Here is a 17,300-nt window from a genome sequence, read left to right as displayed (position 1 = left end):
TGCAACCTCCGGCCTTTACTGCACGGTTACGTTGACGGTGCGTGTGGTGCCCTGGCTGGTGGTGATCGTCGCCGTCGGTGCCGCAGTCGGGATGATCGTGGTGCTATTGCTCACCGCCAGGCGCCAGCGGCCGGTCAGCGCTACCGTGGCGGTACCAAGGGTCTGCACGCCGGTAGTGGTGGTAACCCGCACGGTGACGGTGTTGCCGGTGGTGACCGACGAGGTACCGCTGAGGTCCCAGTTGTAACGGTTGTTGGAGCGTGCCGTGACCGTGGCTGCCGTGACCGCGAAGGTTTCGGCGGCGGGCCGTGGCGACACGTTGACGGTGACGGTGCTGGGGTTGGACAGCGCCCCCAGCGAGTCACGCGCCTGGTAGGTGAAGGTGGTGGTGAAGGCGGTGGTCACCGTGGCCGGTGGGGTGTAGGTCACCGTGGTGCCGTCGGTGCTGACTGTGCCCCGACCGGTAGCCGGCTGGGTGAGGGAGGTAGCAGGGACAGTCAGCGGCACGTTGCCTTCCGGATCGGTGTCGTTGGCCAGCACGTTGATGGTCAATGGCACGCCCAAGGTGGCGACGGTTTCCGGGTTGGCGGTTGGTGCCCGGTTGGGCGCTACGTTGATGGTGACAGTAGCCGGTTCCGACTTCAGGCCCTTGGCGTCCACCGCCCGGTAGCTGAAGGTGGCCACCACGGGTTGCGTGGCCCCGGCTGGCGGGGTGTAGGTGACCGAGGTGGTGCCGTTCATCACCACGCCGCCAAGGCCGGTACCGGGCTGGGTCAGGTCGCTGATGGTCAGCGGTACGTTGCCGTCCGGGTCGCTGTCGTTCTGCAGCAGGTTGAGGGTGATCGGGATGCCGACGCTGGTGCTGCCGATATCGGCCTGGGCCAGCGGTGGCTGGTTGGCCGCCTCGACCGGTGCGTTGCCGACCACGACCACCGGTTCGACATCGCTGCCGCCACGTGCCGACTTGACCGTGATGGTGGCCGGTGGCTGCGGTACGTCGTTGACAGTCAGGCTCTGCAGCGTGCCTGCCTTGGACAGGCGACCGTAGCCCTGGGCGAGCAGGTCGGGGATCGCCACCTCATCACTGGAACTGGCCTCGATCAGCAGGCGCTTGTTGGCCCAGTCGTAGCGTGCGGTGCTGACCTTGACCACGTCGGTGAGCTTGCTCGACAGCGCGGTCGGCTGGGTACCGCCGGCGCTGTTGCTGGCGGTGACCACCACCACTGCAGGCGGTGCTTCCTGGCCGAACTGCTGGTGGAAGAACAGCCCGTTGTTGTCGGCGGTGAGGGTGTACTGGCACGGCGAAGGCGGGGTGCCGACCAGGGCGATGCCATTGCGCATGCACAGGCTGGCTGCGCTGGGCGCCTTGGCGAACACTTCCGTGCGGGTGCCGGTGGCATTGCGCGAGTAGGTGGCGCGTTCCAGGCTGACCGGGGTCTGGGCACGCTGGTCCAGTACCTTGCCTGAAACAGTGAAGGTGTTGGTCTGGATGGTGCCAGCGGGGCCTTGAATGCGCACGAAGTTGGTATTGAAGGGGCTGCCGGTCACCGCTTCGGTGATATTGGGGTCGCCGATGTAGGTTTCGATGGCGCCGGTATCGGGGTTGACCGCGGTGTAAGGCCCGCCAACACCCTTCAGCCAAGGGCCGATCGCCCCCGCCAGCGCTCCCCGGAAGTTGCCAGGAGCACCAATGCCTATGTCCCGGGTGATGTTGATCGCCCGGCGCCCAGCCGTGGTGACGTTGACCGTCTCCACCCCGTAAGGGTGGGTGATGGTGTAGGTACCGGTACTTGGGACCGAAGCACGGATACGGATGCGGGCGAAGCTCTGCTGGTCACCATCGACCGGGTTTTCGGCGGCGAAGGCTGCCTCCACCCCGGCTACATAGACCTCCAGCTCGTAGCCGCTGTTGCCGACCTGCGGAATGGCGGTTTCAGCCAGGAACCAGAACATCTCTGGCGGCCAGTTGTCCGGGAACACCAACGGCAGGGCATCGTCATAGATGCCGGGCTCGGGCAACAAGGTACACATGTAGGCGGGTGCCCCTGGCGCGCCGGGTGCTCGCGTACTGGTGGCACGGGACTGGCACAGCTCCAGGGACTGGTCGAGGCTGTCCTTGTACCACATCGGATAGCCACCGGTGGCGAAGGTGTAGGGCCCCGGGTCGACATCGGACAGCGCGGCAAACGCGGCGCTGGTAACGGTAAGGGAGAAACCGGCGGCCAACAGCGCACGGCGCGACCAAGTGTTCATGCTGCCTCCTTGAAGGCTGAGCCTTTGTCTGTTCATGGCACCAGCACCACGTCTTCGGTGTCGCTACCGCCATTGGCACTGGTGACCTGCACCTTGGCCGGCGGAATCGGCGACAGGCTGGTGCTCAGCGTCTTCACGGCGCCAGTTCCGCTCAGGTTGCCGATCAGCGCGCCGTTGCCGGTATGTGCGGTGAGCACTGGCGGCGTGGTTTCGTCGCTGGTGCTGGCCACCAGGGTCAGCTCGCCGGTGGACAGGCGGTACTGGGCCTGGGTGATGGTGACCAGGTCGGTCAGCGGCACGTTGGCGGTGGTCAGGCTGCTGGTGGGGATCGCCACGCTGTTGTCGGCGGTCAGCGTCAGGACCGTCCCGGCGGCCGGGTCGAGCACCGACTGGGCGTACCAGGCGCCGGTACCGTTGGCCTCGGTGAGGTTCAGGTTGGGTGTCTGGCTGGTCAGGGTGACGCTGGCCGGTGGCGGCGGAGCCATCACGAAGATGTCCTGCTGGGCGCGCAGGTCGCCGTTCTCGGTATGCCGCGAGTAGGTAGTGCGTTGCGGCATCAGCGGGGTTGGCAGGGCCACTGCGGAAAGCTTGCCCGAAACCGCGAACAGCTCGGTGCGCAGGTCGATGCCGCCAGGGCCTTCGATGCGCACGTAGTTGGTGTTGAACGGGCTGCCGGTCACCCGTTCTTCCAGGTTCGGGTCGCCGATGAAACGCTCGCTGCCTTCGGTGTAGGGGCCGTTGACACTGCGCAGGAACGGCCCGACATCGCCTTTCAGGGCACCGGTGAAATCACCTGCGCCGGCAATGCCGATGTCGCGGGTCATGTTGATCGCCCGGCGCCCGGCCGCAGGTACGTCGAACACTTCAACGCCGTAGGGGTGAGTGACCACGTAGGTGCCGGCGGTTGGCACGTCGACCCGGATACGCACCCGGGCGAAGCTGACCTGGTCGCCGTCGACCGGTTCTTCGGCGGCAAATGCCGCTTCGATCGCGGTGCCGTAGCTGAGATCGATGCCGCGAGTGGCGTCGACGATGGCGGCGTCGGCGGTGAACCAGAACGCCTCGTCAGGGAAGTTGGTGGGGAAGACGATGGGTTGGGTATCGTCGAACACGCCGGGGGTAGGCAGCAGCGTGCACATGTACGACGGTGCGCCGGGCGCGCCAGGCACCCGCGAGCTGACTGCCTTGGTCAGGCACAGGTCGAGGGTACGACCGTGGCTGTCCTGGTACCAGGCGGGGAAGCCGCCGTTGGCGGGCACATAGGCGCCTGGATCGACAGCGTTCAAGGCAGCCTGCGCCGGGAGCTGGAGCATGCCGGCGAAAATCGCCACTGCCAGCGGGTGGGGTATCGGTCGGTGCATGAGTCATTTCCTCCTGCAAACGGGCCCATGGACTTGGGGCGTCTGGCAGGAGATCGGCAATAGGCGTGCCAAACCGGAAAAAATGCGCTGTAGCCCTTGCAGGGCAAGGGATCCAATTCTCCTGCAAGGGTATTGGGAGGCGTTTGACGTTGGGCGCCGTGCCCCCAAGGTTGGGGAGTGGGGCAGGTGGTACCGACCCATTCGTGACATCTGTGTGAACGGAATTCCTGTGCGGCTTCGCCGGTGTCTGCGAGTCAAGCCTGCGCGCCCATGCTACATTGCACCGGCCTTTCCATCCTCTCAGGCAAGCCCAGCAATGCAGCCCCTCGACCACTTGTCCCTGAACCTGTTCATCGTCGTCTGTGAGGAAGGCACCATCGCCCGCGCCGGCGAGCGCGCGTTCATGGCGCCGTCTGCGGTCAGCAAACGTATTTCCGACATCGAAGCACGCTTTGGCACTGCCTTGCTCAAACGCAGCAAACGCGGTGTGGAGCCGACCCCGGCAGGGCTGGCTCTGCTGCGCCATGCCCGGGAAATGGTCCGGGCCATGGAACGCCTGGACAGCGAGCTGAGCGAGTACGCCGAAGGCGCGCGCGGCCATGTGCGGGTGCTGGCCAATGTCTCGTCGATCATGGAGTTCCTGCCTGAGGAACTGTCGGCGTTCATGCTGGAACACCCGCTCATCCAGGCCGATATCGAAGAGCGCTTCAGCCCCGACGTGGTACGCGGTGTGGCTGAGGGCAGCGCAGACCTGGGCATCTGCCGCAAATCCATGGCGGTGGGCGACCTGGAGTTCGTGCCGTACCGCCAAGACCACCTGGCCGTGGTCGTCGCCGCTGACCATCCCTTGGCAGGGCGCAGCCAGATTGCCTTTGAGGAAACCCTGGGCTACGACCACCTGGGCCTGTCGGCATTCGCCACCCTTAACACCTTCATGCGTAAAAGCGCCGGACAGTCGGGCCATGAGCTGCGCTTTCGCTGTTACGTGTCGTCGTTCGACGCGGCGTACCGCCTGGTGCAGTTCGGCCTGGGCCTGGCAGTGTTCCCTCAGGAAGCCGTGGCCCGCTATGCGGCGCTGTTCGACCTGCGGGTTATACCGCTGACCGACGACTGGGCACTGGGCGAGTTCGTCATCTGCATGCGCGACCGGCACACGCTGTCGCTTTCGGCGCGGCGCCTGCTGGACCACCTGCTGCTGCGCGCACCGGCTTGGCAGGCGGCGGTCTGATCCATCGTGGCTGACGATGGATCAGGCCGTGAAACACGTCTTTTCTGCTCGCCGTCCAGCTCTTAGTCTGGCGCAACGCTTGAGAAAGAGAGACCGTGATGACAACAATAACAATCAACGAAGTCGGCATGCGCGATGGTCTGCAGAGTCTGCAGGCGATCATGCCGACAGCCGCCAAGTGCCGCTGGATCGATGCCGCCTACGCCGCTGGCGTGCGCCACATGGAAGTTGCTTCGTTCGTGCCGGCGCGCTTGCTGCCACAAATGGCCGATGCCCGCGAAGTAGTGGCTCACGCCCTCACATACCCGGGCCTGCAAGTCACCGCATTGGCGCCGAACCTGCGTGGGGCCAGGGACGCGCTCGAGTCCGGCGCTCATCGCATCGTTGCCCCCGTCTCCGTCAGCATGGCGCACAGCATGGCCAATGTACGCCGCACGCCCATGGAAATGGTCGAGGAGCTGGGGCGTATGTGCCAATTGCGGACCGAGATGGGCCTGCACGACGTGCAGGTCATGGCCGGCATGTCGGTCGCCTTCGGCTGCACGCGCCAGGGGGAGGTGCCTCTGGCCGACCTCTGTGCGCTCACTCACCAGGTGATCGAAGCGGACTGCGACCTGGTCTCGCTGGGCGACACCACCGGCTACGCCAACCCGGGCCAGGTGGCGACGGTGATCCAGGCCGTGCGGGCAATTGCCGGTGAGCGGCTGAAGGCCGCGCACTTTCACGATACCCGCGGCCTGGCCCTGGCCAACAGCCTGGTTGCCGTGCAGCAGGGCATTCGCGAGCTCGACGCCTCGCTGGCCGGCCTGGGTGGTTGCCCGTTCGCCCCGGGCGCATCCGGCAACACGGTCACCGAAGACCTGGTGTTCATGCTGCAGAGTATGGGCTACGACACCGATATCGACCTGCCTGCACTGATCGAATCACGCCGGCTGCTGAGCGAAGCGCTGCCGGGCGAGTCCCTGTACGGCTGCATCGCCCGCGCCGGATTGCCGCTGAACTTCCCTGGCGCTGCCCGCCACGCCTGACCTGCTCGAACGAGGAGTAGCACGATGTCCAGACTTCCCTTGGACGGCATCCGTGTCGTCGAGATTTCGCACATGGTCATGGGGCCTACCTGCGGCATGATCCTCGGTGACCTTGGCGCCGAAGTGATCAAGATCGAACCCGTGCGCGGTGACGGCACGCGCCGCTTGCTGGGCGCGGGGGCGGGCTTCTTTCGCACCTTCAACCGCAACAAGCAATGCATCGCCGTCGATGTCGAAACGGCGGAAGGCCGCGACGCCGTGCTGCAACTGGTCGACACCGCCGACGTGTTCATCGAGAACTTCAAGCCTGGGCGTATGCACAAGCTGGGCCTGGACTACGCAACGCTGCGCCAGCGCAACCCGCGGCTGATCTATGCATCGCACAAGGGCTTCCTCAGCGGCCCCTACGACAACCGCCTGGCGTTGGACGAGGTAGTGCAGATGATGGCCGGCCTGGCGTACATGACCGGGCCAGTGGGCCGCCCGCTGCGCGCGGGCAGCTCGGTGAACGACATCATGGGTGGCATGTTCGGTGCCATTGGCGTGCTGGCTGCACTCAACGAGCGCCACACCACTGGCACCGGCCGCGAGGTGCAAAGCGCCCTGTACGAGAACTGCGTCCTGCTCGCGGCCCAGCACATGCAGCAGTACGTCGTCACCGGCGAGGCTGCAGCGCCGATGCCCAATCGCATCAGCGCCTGGGCCATCTATGACGTGTTCACCTTTGCTGGCGGCGAGCAGATGTTCGTCGCTGCCACCGGAGAAGGGCAGTGGCATGCCTTGTGCCAGGTGCTGGGGCAGATGGCCCTGCTCGATGACCCGACGCTGGCCAGCAACAACGACCGCGTGTTGCAACGGCCACGGCTGCTGGCGCACCTGGCCGAGGTGTTCGCGCCATTGGACGCGGGGCAACTGGCGCTGCAACTGGAAGCCAACGGCATTCCTTTTGCACCGATCCGCCGCCCGGAAGAACTGTTCGACGATCTGCACCTGCAGCAGAGCGGCGGAATGGCCGACTTGCAACTGGAAGACGGCAGCCACACGCCGATGCCCTTGCTGCCGCTGTCACTGGACGGCCAGCGCCTGCAGCCACGCCGGGCGATCGCTCGCATTGGCGAGCACACCCGTCAGGTGATGCGCGACCTGGGCTACAGCGATGCGCACATTGCCGAGCTGTGCGCAGCCGGTGTGCTGAAAACCGACGACGCGGCCTGAGGCGGGGTTGAAATGGCGATCTACCAATACGACAGGCTCACGCCCAACCTGCACCCGGACACCTTCGTCGCCGAAGATGCCAGCGTGATTGGCGACGTTACCCTCGAGCAGGGCGTCAGTGTATGGCCGCAGGCGGTGCTGCGTGGGGATAACGAACCGATCCGCATCGGCCAGCACAGCAACGTGCAGGAAGGCGCGGTGCTGCATGCCGACCCGGGCTTTGCGCTGACCGTGGGGCAGGGTGTGACCATCGGCCACCAGGCGATGCTGCATGGCTGCAGCATTGGCGATGGGGCGCTGATCGGTATCCAGGCGGTGGTGCTCAATGGCGCGGTCATCGGCAAGAATTGCCTGGTCGGGGCCGGCGCCATCGTCACCGAGGGCAAGGTATTCCCCGACAACTCGCTGATTCTGGGAGCCCCTGCCAAGGTGGTGCGTGAACTGAGCCCTGAGGCCATCGCCGGCATGCAGCGCAACGCCGCCGAGTACGTCGGCAAAGGCCAGGCCTTCAAGGAAAAACTGGTCCGCATCAGCTGAAAAACCTGCAAGCGGCGCCGGCAGAGGCGTCGCTGCTCTCCAATAATTACAAGAATGGAGATCCACCATGGTTGCCATGACCGGCCAACTGGCGCGTGAGCGCAACGACAGCCACATCAATGAACTGCTGCTGTACCGTCGCGTGGCCTGGCGCATCATGCCGCTGGCCATCATCTGCTTCCTGTTCTCTTATTTCGACCGCATCAACATCAGTTTCGCCAAGGCCCAGATGCAGCAGGAACTAGGCCTTGGCGATGCCGCCTATGGCCTGGCCGCGAGCATGTTCTTCGTTGGTTACGTACTCTTCGAAGTGCCCAGCAGCCTGGGGCTGAAACGCTATGGAGCTCCGGCATGGATCTGCCGGATCATGGTGTCCTGGGGCCTGGCGACGGCTGCGCTGGTATTTGCCTATACCCAGTACACCCTCTACTTCCTGCGCTTTCTGATCGGCGTGATGGAGGCCGGCTTCGGGCCGGCGATCCTGTTCTACCTGGCCTGCTGGTTTCCCCGCAAGCACCTGGCGAAGATGAATGGCCTGTGGTTCCTGGCCGTACCGTTGGCTGGCGCGGTGGGTGGCCCGGCGGCGGGTTTCCTGCTGGGGACGATGGACGGCGTGCTGGGCCTGGCCGGCTGGCACTGGTTGTTCCTGATGTCCGGCCTGCCGTGCGTGGTGCTGGGCCTGCTGGTGCTGTGGAAGCTGGACCGCGACATTGAAACCGCGAAATGGCTGAGCCGCGACGAGAAGGACTTGCTGGCGGAAAACCTCGCCCAGGACAAACGTACCGAAAAGCCTGTGCTCGGCTCGATCTGGCGGGTGCTGCTGACCCGTGAAGTGGCGATCATGGCGTTCATCTACTACGTGGTCAAAACCGCGTCCTATGGCCTGAACTTCTGGATGCCGCACCTGATCAAGTCCTCGGGGGTGCAGGACATGCTCTGGGTCGGCGTGCTGTCGGCATTGCCCTACGCGGTGGCCTGCATCGGCATGGTGTTGCTGACGCGTCGCTCCGACCGCACCGGCGAACGCAAGCGCTACCTGGTGTACTGCCTGTTCGCCGCTGCCGTTGGCTATCTGCTGGCGTGCCTGTATTCCGATTCGTCCCTGGCAATGATGGCTGCGCTGGTGCTGGCGACCGCTGGCACCTTCATTGCCATCCCGATCTTCTGGACCATCCCGCAGTCGACCTTCTCGGGCCTTGCGATAGCCACCGGTACTGCGGCAATCAACTCGGTCGGGCAACTGAGCGGCATCGTCGCACCGGTGATGGTGGGCAAGATCAACGATGTCACCGGCAGCACCTACATGGGCATGCTGTCCATCGCACCGCTGATCCTGATCGCCTGCCTGGTGGTGATGCGCTACGTGCGCAACCCCAGAAGCTGATTGGCGCTGAGTCTTCGAACAACAAAAAGAACAAGGCACACCCATGATAATTCTCTCCCGGCGAGCATCGCTGATGCTCGCGGCGCTTTGCTGCGCCTGGCAATCCGCTCAGGCTGCCTTTATCGATGACGGCAGCGGCAGCCTGGAACTGCGCAATTTCTATTTCGACCGCGACTTTCACGGCGCCAGCGCCACGCAATCCCGGCGTGGCGAATGGGCCCAGGGCTTCATGCTGCGCGTACAGTCCGGTTATACCGAGGGGGTGATCGGGCTCGGCCTGGATGCGGCCGGCATGCTGGGGCTCAAGCTCGATTCTTCGCCGGACCGTAGCGGCACCGGCCTGTTGCCGCGCGGCAGCGACAAACGTGCTGCGGATGCCTACGCCAAGGCCGTGGCCACCTTCAAGGCCAGGCTGGCGCAGACCGAGTTGAAAGTGGGTAGCCTGAGCCCGCAGTTGCCGTTGCTGGCGTCCAACAACAGCCGCCTGTTTCCCCAGTGGTTCAACGGCGCGCACCTGGCCAGCAAGGATCTGGACCGGTTTACGTTCACCCTGATGCAGGTGGATGCCACCAAGCTGCGCGATTCCACCGACTATGAGGACCTGACCGCCATGGCGCAACAGGGGGCCTATTCGGCAACGGTCACCAGTGACCGGTTGTACTACGCCGGGGTCGATTATCAGCTGTTGGCCAACCTGACGCTGAGCTTGCACGCCAGTGAACTCGAGGACCTGTTCCACCGCGACTTTGCAGGGTTCAAGTTCAAGGCCGCCCTGGGGCTTGGGGAAGTATTCAGCGAGTGGCGATGGTTCAATGCACGCGAGCAGGGACGTGCATTGCTTGGCGAGGTCGACAACCAGACGCTCAGCACCAACTTCGGTTATACCGTTCAGGGCCACACGTTCAGTGGTGGTTATCAGAAGGGCCGCGGCGATACGGCGTATGCCTACGTGGGTGGCACCGATACCTACCTGTTCAGCGAGCAGCAGGTCAGCACCTTCGCCCTGGCCAAGGAACGGGCCTGGATGCTGCGCTATGACTACAACTTCGCCGCTTTGGGCATCCCCGGGCTTACCTTCAACGTGCGATATGTGAAGGGCGACCAGGTAGATCCGCAGCGCATCGCCAGCGCCAAGGGCAGGGCGCTGGCAGCCCAAGGTGGGGAAGGGCAGGAATGGGAGCGGACCACGGATATCGCCTACGTGGTGCAGTCGGGCCCATTGAGGAATGTGTCGCTGCGCTGGCGCAACGCGAGCATGCGTTCGAACTTTGCCGATGCGGCGGATGAAAACCGGGTGATCGTGGGTTACACGTTCGAATTCTGAGGTTTTGCACAAGCGGGCATGCTCGCGAGCACCGGCGAAGCCGGTGCCATACACCGCGCTGGATTCTTCGCGGGCATGCCCGCTCCCACAGGCGCTTGCAAAGCGATGCGCCCATAGAAGAATAATGCTGTTATCCAGGTGGTAAACCAGACAAAAATACCGGCCCAGAACGTATGGGACATGTAGTGCCAGCCCTGCAACACCCGGGTAGTGCCGTATACGAACCCGATCAGCAGAATCGCCACCAGTAGCTTGCGGGCATGTGCCCAGCGATAACGCAATGCCACGAAATACAGCGCCAACAAGGTAAACCCGCTGGAAGCATGACCACCCGGCCAGCAGCGGCCATCACCGGCCTTGCCCCACCAGGAGAAGTTTTCGAACCATTCGACCTGGGCCTGCGTACCGCCATACAGCGTGGTTTCCACCGGGCAATACACACTGGTATGGCTTTTAAGGTAGTGAATCACCGTGGTGCTCAGGGCGAACGCCACCACCACGAACAGCAGGTCGCGGCGGTGGTTGGTGGTAAAGCGTAGGGCCGGTGCGATTCGGGCATTTTCCAGAAACCGTGTCAGGCCCGGTTGCGGACGGTTGGCCAAGCGAGGCCAGATGAACGACAGCAAGCTGCCGATGACCGCCAGTTCACCGGTCCAATCCGGCAGTATCCGTGGCCACTTGTGGGTGACTTTCTCGAACCACTGGTTGTGCAACAGCGGGAACTGGCCGGTGGCCGGGTCCAGTAGCAGGTTGCTGATCCAGCGATCGAGCTCTGTGAGGTCGAAAGCCATGAACACGATAGCGGCCAGCAACAGAGGCAGCAGCAGGTTGTTGCGGTAGTAGGCGGTACGGGGCGGCATGTTCAGAGTTCCATGGCGTCGACGAGTTTGCTCCATTCACTGGCAGCCATCTGGCCTAGCAGCTTCTCTTTGCCATCGCTGCCCTGAGTGATGAACAGGGCGCTGGCATAGCCGTTCGAGCGCGCGCTACCAGGCACATCAAGCGTGCGCTCCAGCTGTTCCATGCACCCACTATGGCTGACCAGCACCAGGTTGTGGCCGTTTCGCTTGTGGGCAAAGGCGGTCTCGGCAAACTGGCCATCACACTGCTTGAGCCAGCCCTGCGTGGTGATGGTTTTGCCGAACATGGCATGTGCGGTTTGCTGGGTACGCACCTCGGGGCTGGCCCATACATCGGCTTTGCCCAGGCCAAGGCGTTGCAGGCCGCGACCTACATCGGCGGCCACCCGGCTGCCCGCGACCGTTATACCGGTTGGGTCACCCAGACAGGCTCCGCGGGAGCGGTCACAGCGCTCGGCATGGCGAAGCACGACAATCACCGAACCTTTCGACCAGTTGGCCTGGAGTTCGCTGTGTTGCGGATGGTGTGTGTTGCCAAGATTGGGGGTGGCAAAGCGGGCATGGGCCCAGGCCGCCGTCACGGTCACTGCCAACAGCATGCACAGTGCTGCGATCAGGACGCCGCGCGAAGGCAGGCGAAAGGTTTGGTACAGCCTCAGGGCCGGGGTTTTGTCGATGGTGCCTTGCAGCATGTTGCCACTCCAGTCAGCTCGTTCCATTCGCGAGCGTCGGCACTTTAGGGAGCGGGATGTCAGCGCAGAGTGACCTGGATGTGAAAATTGCCTTGGCCGGATGCGATTTACCGCAGTGGTTCGGTCTGGCTTACGGTAGAGCCGTCAAGCATGAAACCGGTTTCAAAACATTTCTGAACACGCTAAATTATTCGGCTGTTTTCTTGATGGCCTATCAAGACCACCCTCCCTATTGAAAATCAGATGGCGCTTTTCAAGGCCGCACACAGCCGATGAGGATTCGCAATGCCTGACCATGCCCCAGACAACCCGCGCAGGGACTTTCTGCGCAAGACCTTGACCTTGATCCCTGTGGTCACCGTGGCCAGCACGGGGCTTGGCATGGGTGCCAGTCAGCTGCTTGCGGCCCCGCAACACGAGCCCAAAGTGCCGGCCACGCCGCCAGCGGGCAACTACCAGCCGACGTTCTTCACTGCCGAGGAGTGGGCCTTCGTGCAGGCGGCCGTCTCGCGCATCATCCCGGCCGACGAGCTTGGCCCCGGTGCACTTGAAGCAGGCGCTGCCGAATTCATCGACCGGCAGATGAACACCCCCTATGCAACCGGCGCGCAGTGGTACATGCAGGGCCCGTTCAAGGCCGACGCCGCGCCCGAACTGGGTTACCAGCTGCAACTCAGCCCGCAACAGATCTACCGCCTGGGCATCGCCGCCGTGGACGCCTGGTGCAAGGCCAATTCCGGGCAAGTTTTTGCTGCGCAAGATAGCGCTACCCGAGACCACGTTCTCAGCAAGGTCGAGGCTGGAGAACTGGTTTTCGATACCGTGCCGGCCAAGGTGTTCTTCAGCTTGCTGGTGCAGAACACCCGTGAAGGGTTCTTCTGCGACCCGATCCATGGCGGCAACAAAGGCATGGTCGGCTGGACCCAGATCGGCTTCCCCGGCGCCCGCGCCGATTTCATGGATTGGGTCGAGCGCAACGAGCCTTACCCGTTCCCGGCTGTTTCGATCCGTGGCGAGAGGGCCTGAGGCATGGCGACCGTAATGAAGAAAGTGGACGCGGTAATCGTGGGCTTCGGCTGGGCCGGCGCGATCATGGCCAAGGAACTGACCGAGGCCGGGCTGCAGGTGGTGGCCCTGGAGCGGGGGCCGATGCAGGACACCTACCCGGAAGGCAGCTACCCGCAGGTGATCGACGAGCTGACCTACAGCGTGCGCAAGAAGCTGTTCGTCGATGTGTCGAAAGAAACCGTCACCATCCGCCACGGCATGAACGACGTGGCACTGCCCAATCGCCAGCTCGGTGCCTTCCTGCCGGGCAAAGGTGTAGGTGGCGCAGGCCTGCACTGGTCTGGCGTGCACTTCCGGGTAGACCCGATGGAGCTGCGCATGCGCAGCCACTACGAAGAACGCTACGGGCGCAAGTTCATCCCCGAAGACATGACGATCCAGGACTTCGGGGTCAGCTACGAAGAACTGGAACCGCACTTCGACTTTGCCGAAAAGGTATTCGGTACCTCTGGCCAGGCCTGGACCGTCAACGGCCAGGTCGTTGGCGAAGGGAAGGGCGGCAACCCCTATGCGCCGGACCGTTCCAGCCCGTTCCCGCTGCCTTCGCAGAAAAACGTGGTGTCGGCCAGGCTGTTCGAAAAGGCGGCGGCTAGCCTGGGCTACAAGCCCTACAACCTGCCCTCGGCCAACACCTCCGGCTCGTACACCAACCCGTACGGGGCGCAGATGGGGCCGTGCAACTTCTGCGGTTTCTGCAGCGGCTACGTGTGCTACATGTACTCCAAGGCCTCGCCCAACGTGAACATCCTGCCGGCGCTGCGCCAGGTGCCGAACTTCGAACTGCGGCCCAACGCCCATGTGCTGCGGGTGAACCTGGACGACAGCAAGCGCAAGGCCACCGGGGTGACCTACATCGACGCCCAGGGGCGGGAAGTGGAGCAGCCGGCGGACCTGGTGATCCTGGCGGCGTTCCAGTTCAACAACGTGCGCCTGATGCTGCTGTCCGGCATCGGCAAACCGTACGACCCCATCAAGAACGAAGGCGTGGTCGGGCGTAACTTCGCCTACCAGAACATGGGCACGGTCAAGGCGTTCTTCGACAAGGACACCTACACCAACAACTTCATCGGTGCCGGTGGCAACGGCATTGCCATCGATGACTTCAACGCCGACAACTTCGACCATGGCCCGCACGGCTTCGTCGGTGGCTCGCCGATGTGGGTGAACCAGGCCGGCACACGGCCGATTGCCGGCGGCGCCACCCCGCCTGGCACACCGGCCTGGGGCAGCGCCTGGAAGAAGGCCACCGCCGATTACTACACCCACCAGGTGTCGATGGACGCCCACGGCGCCCACCAGTCCTACCGTGGCAATTACCTGGACCTCGACCCGACCTACCGCGACGCCTACGGCCAGCCGCTGCTGCGCATGACCTTCGACTGGCAGGAAAACGACATCAGGATGAACCAGTTCATGGTCGACAAGCTGAGCAAGATCGCCCAGGCGATGAACCCCAAGACCATTGCCGTGCTGGGCAAGAAGGTCAAGGACCACTTCAACACCGCCAGCTACCAGACCACCCACCTGAACGGCGGCGCGATCATGGGCACCGACCCGAAAACCAGTGCGTTGAACCGCTACCTGCAAAGCTGGGACGTGCACAACGTGTTCGTTCCGGGGGCTTCGGCGTTCCCCCAGGGGCTGGGCTACAACCCGACCGGGCTGGTGGCTGCGCTTACCTACTGGTCGGCCCGCGCCATCCGCGAGCAGTACCTGAAAAACCCTGGCCCGCTGGTCCAGGCTTGAGGAGCGATGCGCATGAAGACAATGTTGATCGCAATCCTGCTGGGTGCCAGCGTGGCTGCACAGGCTGCGCCGAATGACGATGCGCAGGTGCGCCAGGGCGAGTACCTGGCCCGTGCCGGCGACTGCGTCGCCTGCCATACCGCCAAGGGCGGCAAGCCGTTCGCCGGTGGGCTGCCGATGGAGACACCGATCGGCACGGTGTACTCCACCAACATCACCCCGGCGGCCAGTGGTATCGGCCAGTACAGCTTCGAAGACTTCGACCAGGCGGTGCGCAAGGGCGTCGGCAAGGACGGCAGCACCCTGTATCCGGCCATGCCATACCCGTCCTATGCGCGCGTCAGCGAGCAGGACATGCAGGCGCTGTATGCCTACTTCATGAAAGGCGTGGAGCCGGTCGAGCAGCCGAACAAGGCCACCGACATCCCCTGGCCGCTGAGCATGCGCTGGCCACTGGCGGTCTGGCGCGGGTTGTTCGCGCCAGAGGCCAAGCCCTGGCAGGCGTCGGCGGCTGCCGACCCGGTGGTCAACCGCGGTGCCTACCTGGTCGAGGGCCTGGGGCACTGTGGCGCGTGCCATACGCCGCGGGCGCTGACCATGCAGGAAAAGGCACTGAGCCCACAGGATGGCGAGCAGTTCCTGGCTGGCAGTGCACCGCTGGAAGGCTGGATTGCCAAGAACCTGCGTGGCGACCACAAGGACGGCCTGGGTAGCTGGAGCGAAGAGCAGTTGGTGCAGTTTCTCAAGACTGGCCGTAGCGACCGCAGCGCCGTGTTCGGTGGCATGAGCGACGTGGTCGAGCACAGCATGCAACACATGAGCGACGCCGACCTGACCGCTATCGCCCGCTACCTGAAGACGTTGCCGCCGAGCAACCCTGACGACCAGCCGCACGTGTACGACAAACAGGTGGCGGATGCGCTGTGGAAGGGCGACGACAGCAAGCCCGGGGCGGCGGTGTACATCGACAACTGCGCGGCCTGCCACCGTACCGATGGTCAGGGCTATACCCGCGTGTTCCCGGCCCTGGCCGGCAACCCGGTGGTGCAGACGGCAGATGCCACATCGCTGATCCACGTGGTCTTGGCGGGGGGCACAGTGCCGGCGACGCACGCGGCACCGTCGAACTTCACCATGCCGGCGTTCGGCTGGCGCCTGAGTGACCAGGAGGTTGCCGAGGTGGTGAACTTCATTCGCACCAGTTGGGGTAACCAAGGGGATGCCGTCACCGCCAGTGAAGTGAAAGCCCTCCGTTAACTGCATCCCTCTGTCTGCACCCCCAATCCACTGTGGGAGCGGGTTTACCCGCGAATGCGTCGGCACTTTCAACATCGCATTCGCGGGTGAACCCGCTCCCACAGGGATTGGGGGTTACTTTCCTATATATTTCAATTTGTTAAAACGCATTTTTATTGTATTTACTACGTATATGTATCGCACTGCCGACCAACGGCATGTTGACGAACGCGTGCGATTTTGCTGTATTGAAACCGGTTTCATCGCTATCACAACAATCATAAGGACAGCCCATGACCGACGCGCCTGCCCATGCCCGCGAACGGGTCACCATCAGCGAAGTAGCGCGTGTCGCTGGCGTTTCCAAGGCCACCGTCTCCCGTTACATCGGCGGTGACCGGCAGTTGCTCGCCGAAGCCACCGCCAAGCGCCTGGAAGAGGTCATCGAGCGCCTCGGTTACCGCCCCAACCAGATGGCCCGTGGTCTGAAGCGCGGCCAGACGCGCCTGATCGGCATGCTGGTGGCCGATATCCTCAACCCCTATTCAGTGGCCGTGATGCATGGCGTGGAAACTGCCTGCCGCCAGCACGGCTACAGCCTGGTGGTGTGCAACACCAACCGCGACGACGAGCAGGAGCGTCACCACCTGGTGGCCCTGCAGTCCTACAACGTCGAAGGGCTGATAGTGAACACGCTTGGCCATCACCCCGGCGAATTGCTCAACCTGCAGCGCGACATCCCCATGGTGCTGGTCGACCGCCAGTTGCCCGAACTGAATGTCGACCTGGTCGGCCTGGACAATGCCGACGCGGTCGAGCAGGCCCTGGACCACCTGCAGGCCCAAGGCTACCGCGACATCCTGGCGGTAACCGAACGCCTCGATGGCACCAGCTCGCGCCTGGAGCGGGTGCAAGCGTTCGGCACATCGATCAGCCGGCGCCCCGGCATGCGCCAGCAGGTGCTGGAAATCGGCGCCGGGCTGGATGACCAGCTGGCTTCGTTCCTCGCCGGCAGCGGCCATGGCCCGCAGGCCATCTTCACCTTCAACGGTGTCGCCACCCTGGCCGTGACCCGTGCCCTGCACGAAGCAGGGCGCAATCTGTTCGCGGACGTCGGGCTGATCGCCCTCGACGACCTCGACTGGTACCCCTTGGTCGGCAGTGGCATCACTGCACTGGCCCAGCCCACCGAGCGTATCGGCGTGGCAGCATTCGAGAGCCTGCTTGGCCGCCTGCGCGGCGACAGCGGGGCAGCCCGGCGCATCGACTTCAAGGCCGAGCTGATCATCCGAGGTTCAACCCAGCCACAGTAATCACAGGCAGGCACCTGCGTGCCTGCTGTCACAAAAAATGAAACCGGTTTCATAA

Annotated in this window: 14 protein-coding genes; 10 read left to right on the top strand and 4 right to left on the bottom strand. The window is 63.9% G+C overall.

Annotation, left to right across the window (positions count from 1 at the left end; genetic code table 11):
- Positions 1 to 15: 15 nt before the first annotated feature.
- Both C163_RS13660 and C163_RS13655 read right to left on the bottom strand, forming a co-directional pair.
- A complete protein-coding gene (locus C163_RS13660) occupies positions 16 to 2,253 on the bottom strand; it encodes an Ig-like domain-containing protein (protein ID WP_025339291.1) in 2,238 nt (745 codons plus the stop codon).
- 32 nt (positions 2,254 to 2,285) lie between these two features.
- Positions 2,286 to 3,614: a hypothetical protein gene (locus tag C163_RS13655; protein WP_025339290.1), complete on the bottom strand. Its 1,329-nt coding sequence runs from the start codon at positions 3,612 to 3,614 to the stop codon at positions 2,286 to 2,288.
- Between the two features lie 316 nt (positions 3,615 to 3,930).
- Here C163_RS13655 and C163_RS13650 point away from each other — a divergent pair, with 316 nt between their 5' ends.
- The 6 genes from C163_RS13650 (at position 3,931) to C163_RS13625 (ending at position 10,330) form a co-directional block, all read left to right on the top strand.
- On the top strand, positions 3,931 to 4,842 hold the full coding sequence (locus C163_RS13650; protein ID WP_025339289.1) for a LysR family transcriptional regulator: 912 nt from the start codon (positions 3,931 to 3,933) through the stop codon (positions 4,840 to 4,842).
- 98 nt (positions 4,843 to 4,940) lie between these two features.
- Complete coding sequence (locus C163_RS13645) at positions 4,941 to 5,870, top strand: hydroxymethylglutaryl-CoA lyase (protein ID WP_025339288.1); 930 nt, start codon at positions 4,941 to 4,943, stop codon at positions 5,868 to 5,870.
- Between the two features lie 24 nt (positions 5,871 to 5,894).
- Complete coding sequence (locus C163_RS13640; RefSeq protein WP_025339287.1) at positions 5,895 to 7,085, top strand: CaiB/BaiF CoA-transferase family protein; 1,191 nt, start codon at positions 5,895 to 5,897, stop codon at positions 7,083 to 7,085.
- Between the two features lie 12 nt (positions 7,086 to 7,097).
- Positions 7,098 to 7,622, top strand: a complete 525-nt coding sequence (locus C163_RS13635) for a gamma carbonic anhydrase family protein (protein ID WP_025339286.1) — start codon at positions 7,098 to 7,100, stop codon at positions 7,620 to 7,622.
- Between the two features lie 67 nt (positions 7,623 to 7,689).
- Complete coding sequence (locus C163_RS13630; RefSeq protein WP_025339285.1) at positions 7,690 to 9,006, top strand: MFS transporter; 1,317 nt, start codon at positions 7,690 to 7,692, stop codon at positions 9,004 to 9,006.
- A gap of 43 nt (positions 9,007 to 9,049) precedes the next feature.
- The gene (locus C163_RS13625) at positions 9,050 to 10,330 is read left to right on the top strand and encodes an OprD family porin (protein WP_025339284.1); all 1,281 of its coding nucleotides are present in this window, start codon (positions 9,050 to 9,052) and stop codon (positions 10,328 to 10,330) included.
- Here the strand turns inward: C163_RS13625 and C163_RS13620 are convergent.
- Positions 10,312 to 11,190 carry a phosphatase PAP2 family protein gene (locus C163_RS13620; protein WP_025339283.1) on the bottom strand — a complete coding sequence of 293 codons (879 nt, stop codon included), beginning with the start codon at positions 11,188 to 11,190 and terminating at the stop codon, positions 10,312 to 10,314. The two genes, C163_RS13625 and C163_RS13620, sit on opposite strands and share 19 nt — an antisense overlap.
- A gap of 2 nt (positions 11,191 to 11,192) precedes the next feature.
- Entirely contained in the window at positions 11,193 to 11,882 is a 690-nt protein-coding gene (locus tag C163_RS13615) for a histidine phosphatase family protein (protein ID WP_025339282.1), read from the bottom strand.
- A gap of 285 nt (positions 11,883 to 12,167) precedes the next feature.
- Here C163_RS13615 and C163_RS13610 point away from each other — a divergent pair, with 285 nt between their 5' ends.
- The 4 genes from C163_RS13610 to ptxS all read left to right on the top strand — a co-directional run bounded on the left by C163_RS13610 (position 12,168) and on the right by ptxS (position 17,245).
- Entirely contained in the window at positions 12,168 to 12,908 is a 741-nt protein-coding gene (locus tag C163_RS13610) for a gluconate 2-dehydrogenase subunit 3 family protein (RefSeq protein ID WP_025339281.1), read from the top strand.
- 3 nt (positions 12,909 to 12,911) lie between these two features.
- Positions 12,912 to 14,696: a GMC family oxidoreductase gene (locus tag C163_RS13605; RefSeq protein WP_025339280.1), complete on the top strand. Its 1,785-nt coding sequence runs from the start codon at positions 12,912 to 12,914 to the stop codon at positions 14,694 to 14,696.
- 12 nt (positions 14,697 to 14,708) lie between these two features.
- On the top strand, positions 14,709 to 15,953 hold the full coding sequence (locus C163_RS13600) for a cytochrome c (protein ID WP_025339279.1): 1,245 nt from the start codon (positions 14,709 to 14,711) through the stop codon (positions 15,951 to 15,953).
- A gap of 272 nt (positions 15,954 to 16,225) precedes the next feature.
- Complete coding sequence (gene ptxS, locus C163_RS13595) at positions 16,226 to 17,245, top strand: transcriptional regulator PtxS (protein WP_025339278.1); 1,020 nt, start codon at positions 16,226 to 16,228, stop codon at positions 17,243 to 17,245.
- Positions 17,246 to 17,300 lie beyond the last annotated feature (55 nt).

Source organism: Pseudomonas sp. FGI182 (assembly GCF_000511325.1).
Classification (GTDB): Bacteria; Pseudomonadota; Gammaproteobacteria; order Pseudomonadales; family Pseudomonadaceae; genus Aquipseudomonas; species Aquipseudomonas putida_Z.
Note: the sequence above shows the minus strand (reverse complement) of the source record. Positions and strands in the feature narration are given on the sequence as shown.

What these genes read in the sequence shown, in the direction of transcription:
- C163_RS13625 (WP_025339284.1), top strand. Translation starts at nt 9,050, where the DNA reads ATGATAATTCTCTCCCGGCGAGCATCGCTGATGCTCGCGGCGCTTTGC.
- C163_RS13600 (WP_025339279.1), top strand. Translation starts at nt 14,709, where the DNA reads ATGAAGACAATGTTGATCGCAATCCTGCTGGGTGCCAGCGTGGCTGCA.
- C163_RS13630 (WP_025339285.1), top strand. Translation starts at nt 7,690, where the DNA reads ATGGTTGCCATGACCGGCCAACTGGCGCGTGAGCGCAACGACAGCCAC.
- C163_RS13610 (WP_025339281.1), top strand. Translation starts at nt 12,168, where the DNA reads ATGCCTGACCATGCCCCAGACAACCCGCGCAGGGACTTTCTGCGCAAG.
- ptxS (WP_025339278.1), top strand. Translation starts at nt 16,226, where the DNA reads ATGACCGACGCGCCTGCCCATGCCCGCGAACGGGTCACCATCAGCGAA.
- C163_RS13650 (WP_025339289.1), top strand. Translation starts at nt 3,931, where the DNA reads ATGCAGCCCCTCGACCACTTGTCCCTGAACCTGTTCATCGTCGTCTGT.
- C163_RS13660 (WP_025339291.1), bottom strand. Translation starts at nt 2,253, where the DNA reads ATGAACACTTGGTCGCGCCGTGCGCTGTTGGCCGCCGGTTTCTCCCTT.
- C163_RS13645 (WP_025339288.1), top strand. Translation starts at nt 4,941, where the DNA reads ATGACAACAATAACAATCAACGAAGTCGGCATGCGCGATGGTCTGCAG.
- C163_RS13635 (WP_025339286.1), top strand. Translation starts at nt 7,098, where the DNA reads ATGGCGATCTACCAATACGACAGGCTCACGCCCAACCTGCACCCGGAC.
- C163_RS13615 (WP_025339282.1), bottom strand. Translation starts at nt 11,882, where the DNA reads ATGCTGCAAGGCACCATCGACAAAACCCCGGCCCTGAGGCTGTACCAA.
- C163_RS13655 (WP_025339290.1), bottom strand. Translation starts at nt 3,614, where the DNA reads ATGCACCGACCGATACCCCACCCGCTGGCAGTGGCGATTTTCGCCGGC.
- C163_RS13620 (WP_025339283.1), bottom strand. Translation starts at nt 11,190, where the DNA reads ATGCCGCCCCGTACCGCCTACTACCGCAACAACCTGCTGCTGCCTCTG.
- C163_RS13605 (WP_025339280.1), top strand. Translation starts at nt 12,912, where the DNA reads ATGGCGACCGTAATGAAGAAAGTGGACGCGGTAATCGTGGGCTTCGGC.
- C163_RS13640 (WP_025339287.1), top strand. Translation starts at nt 5,895, where the DNA reads ATGTCCAGACTTCCCTTGGACGGCATCCGTGTCGTCGAGATTTCGCAC.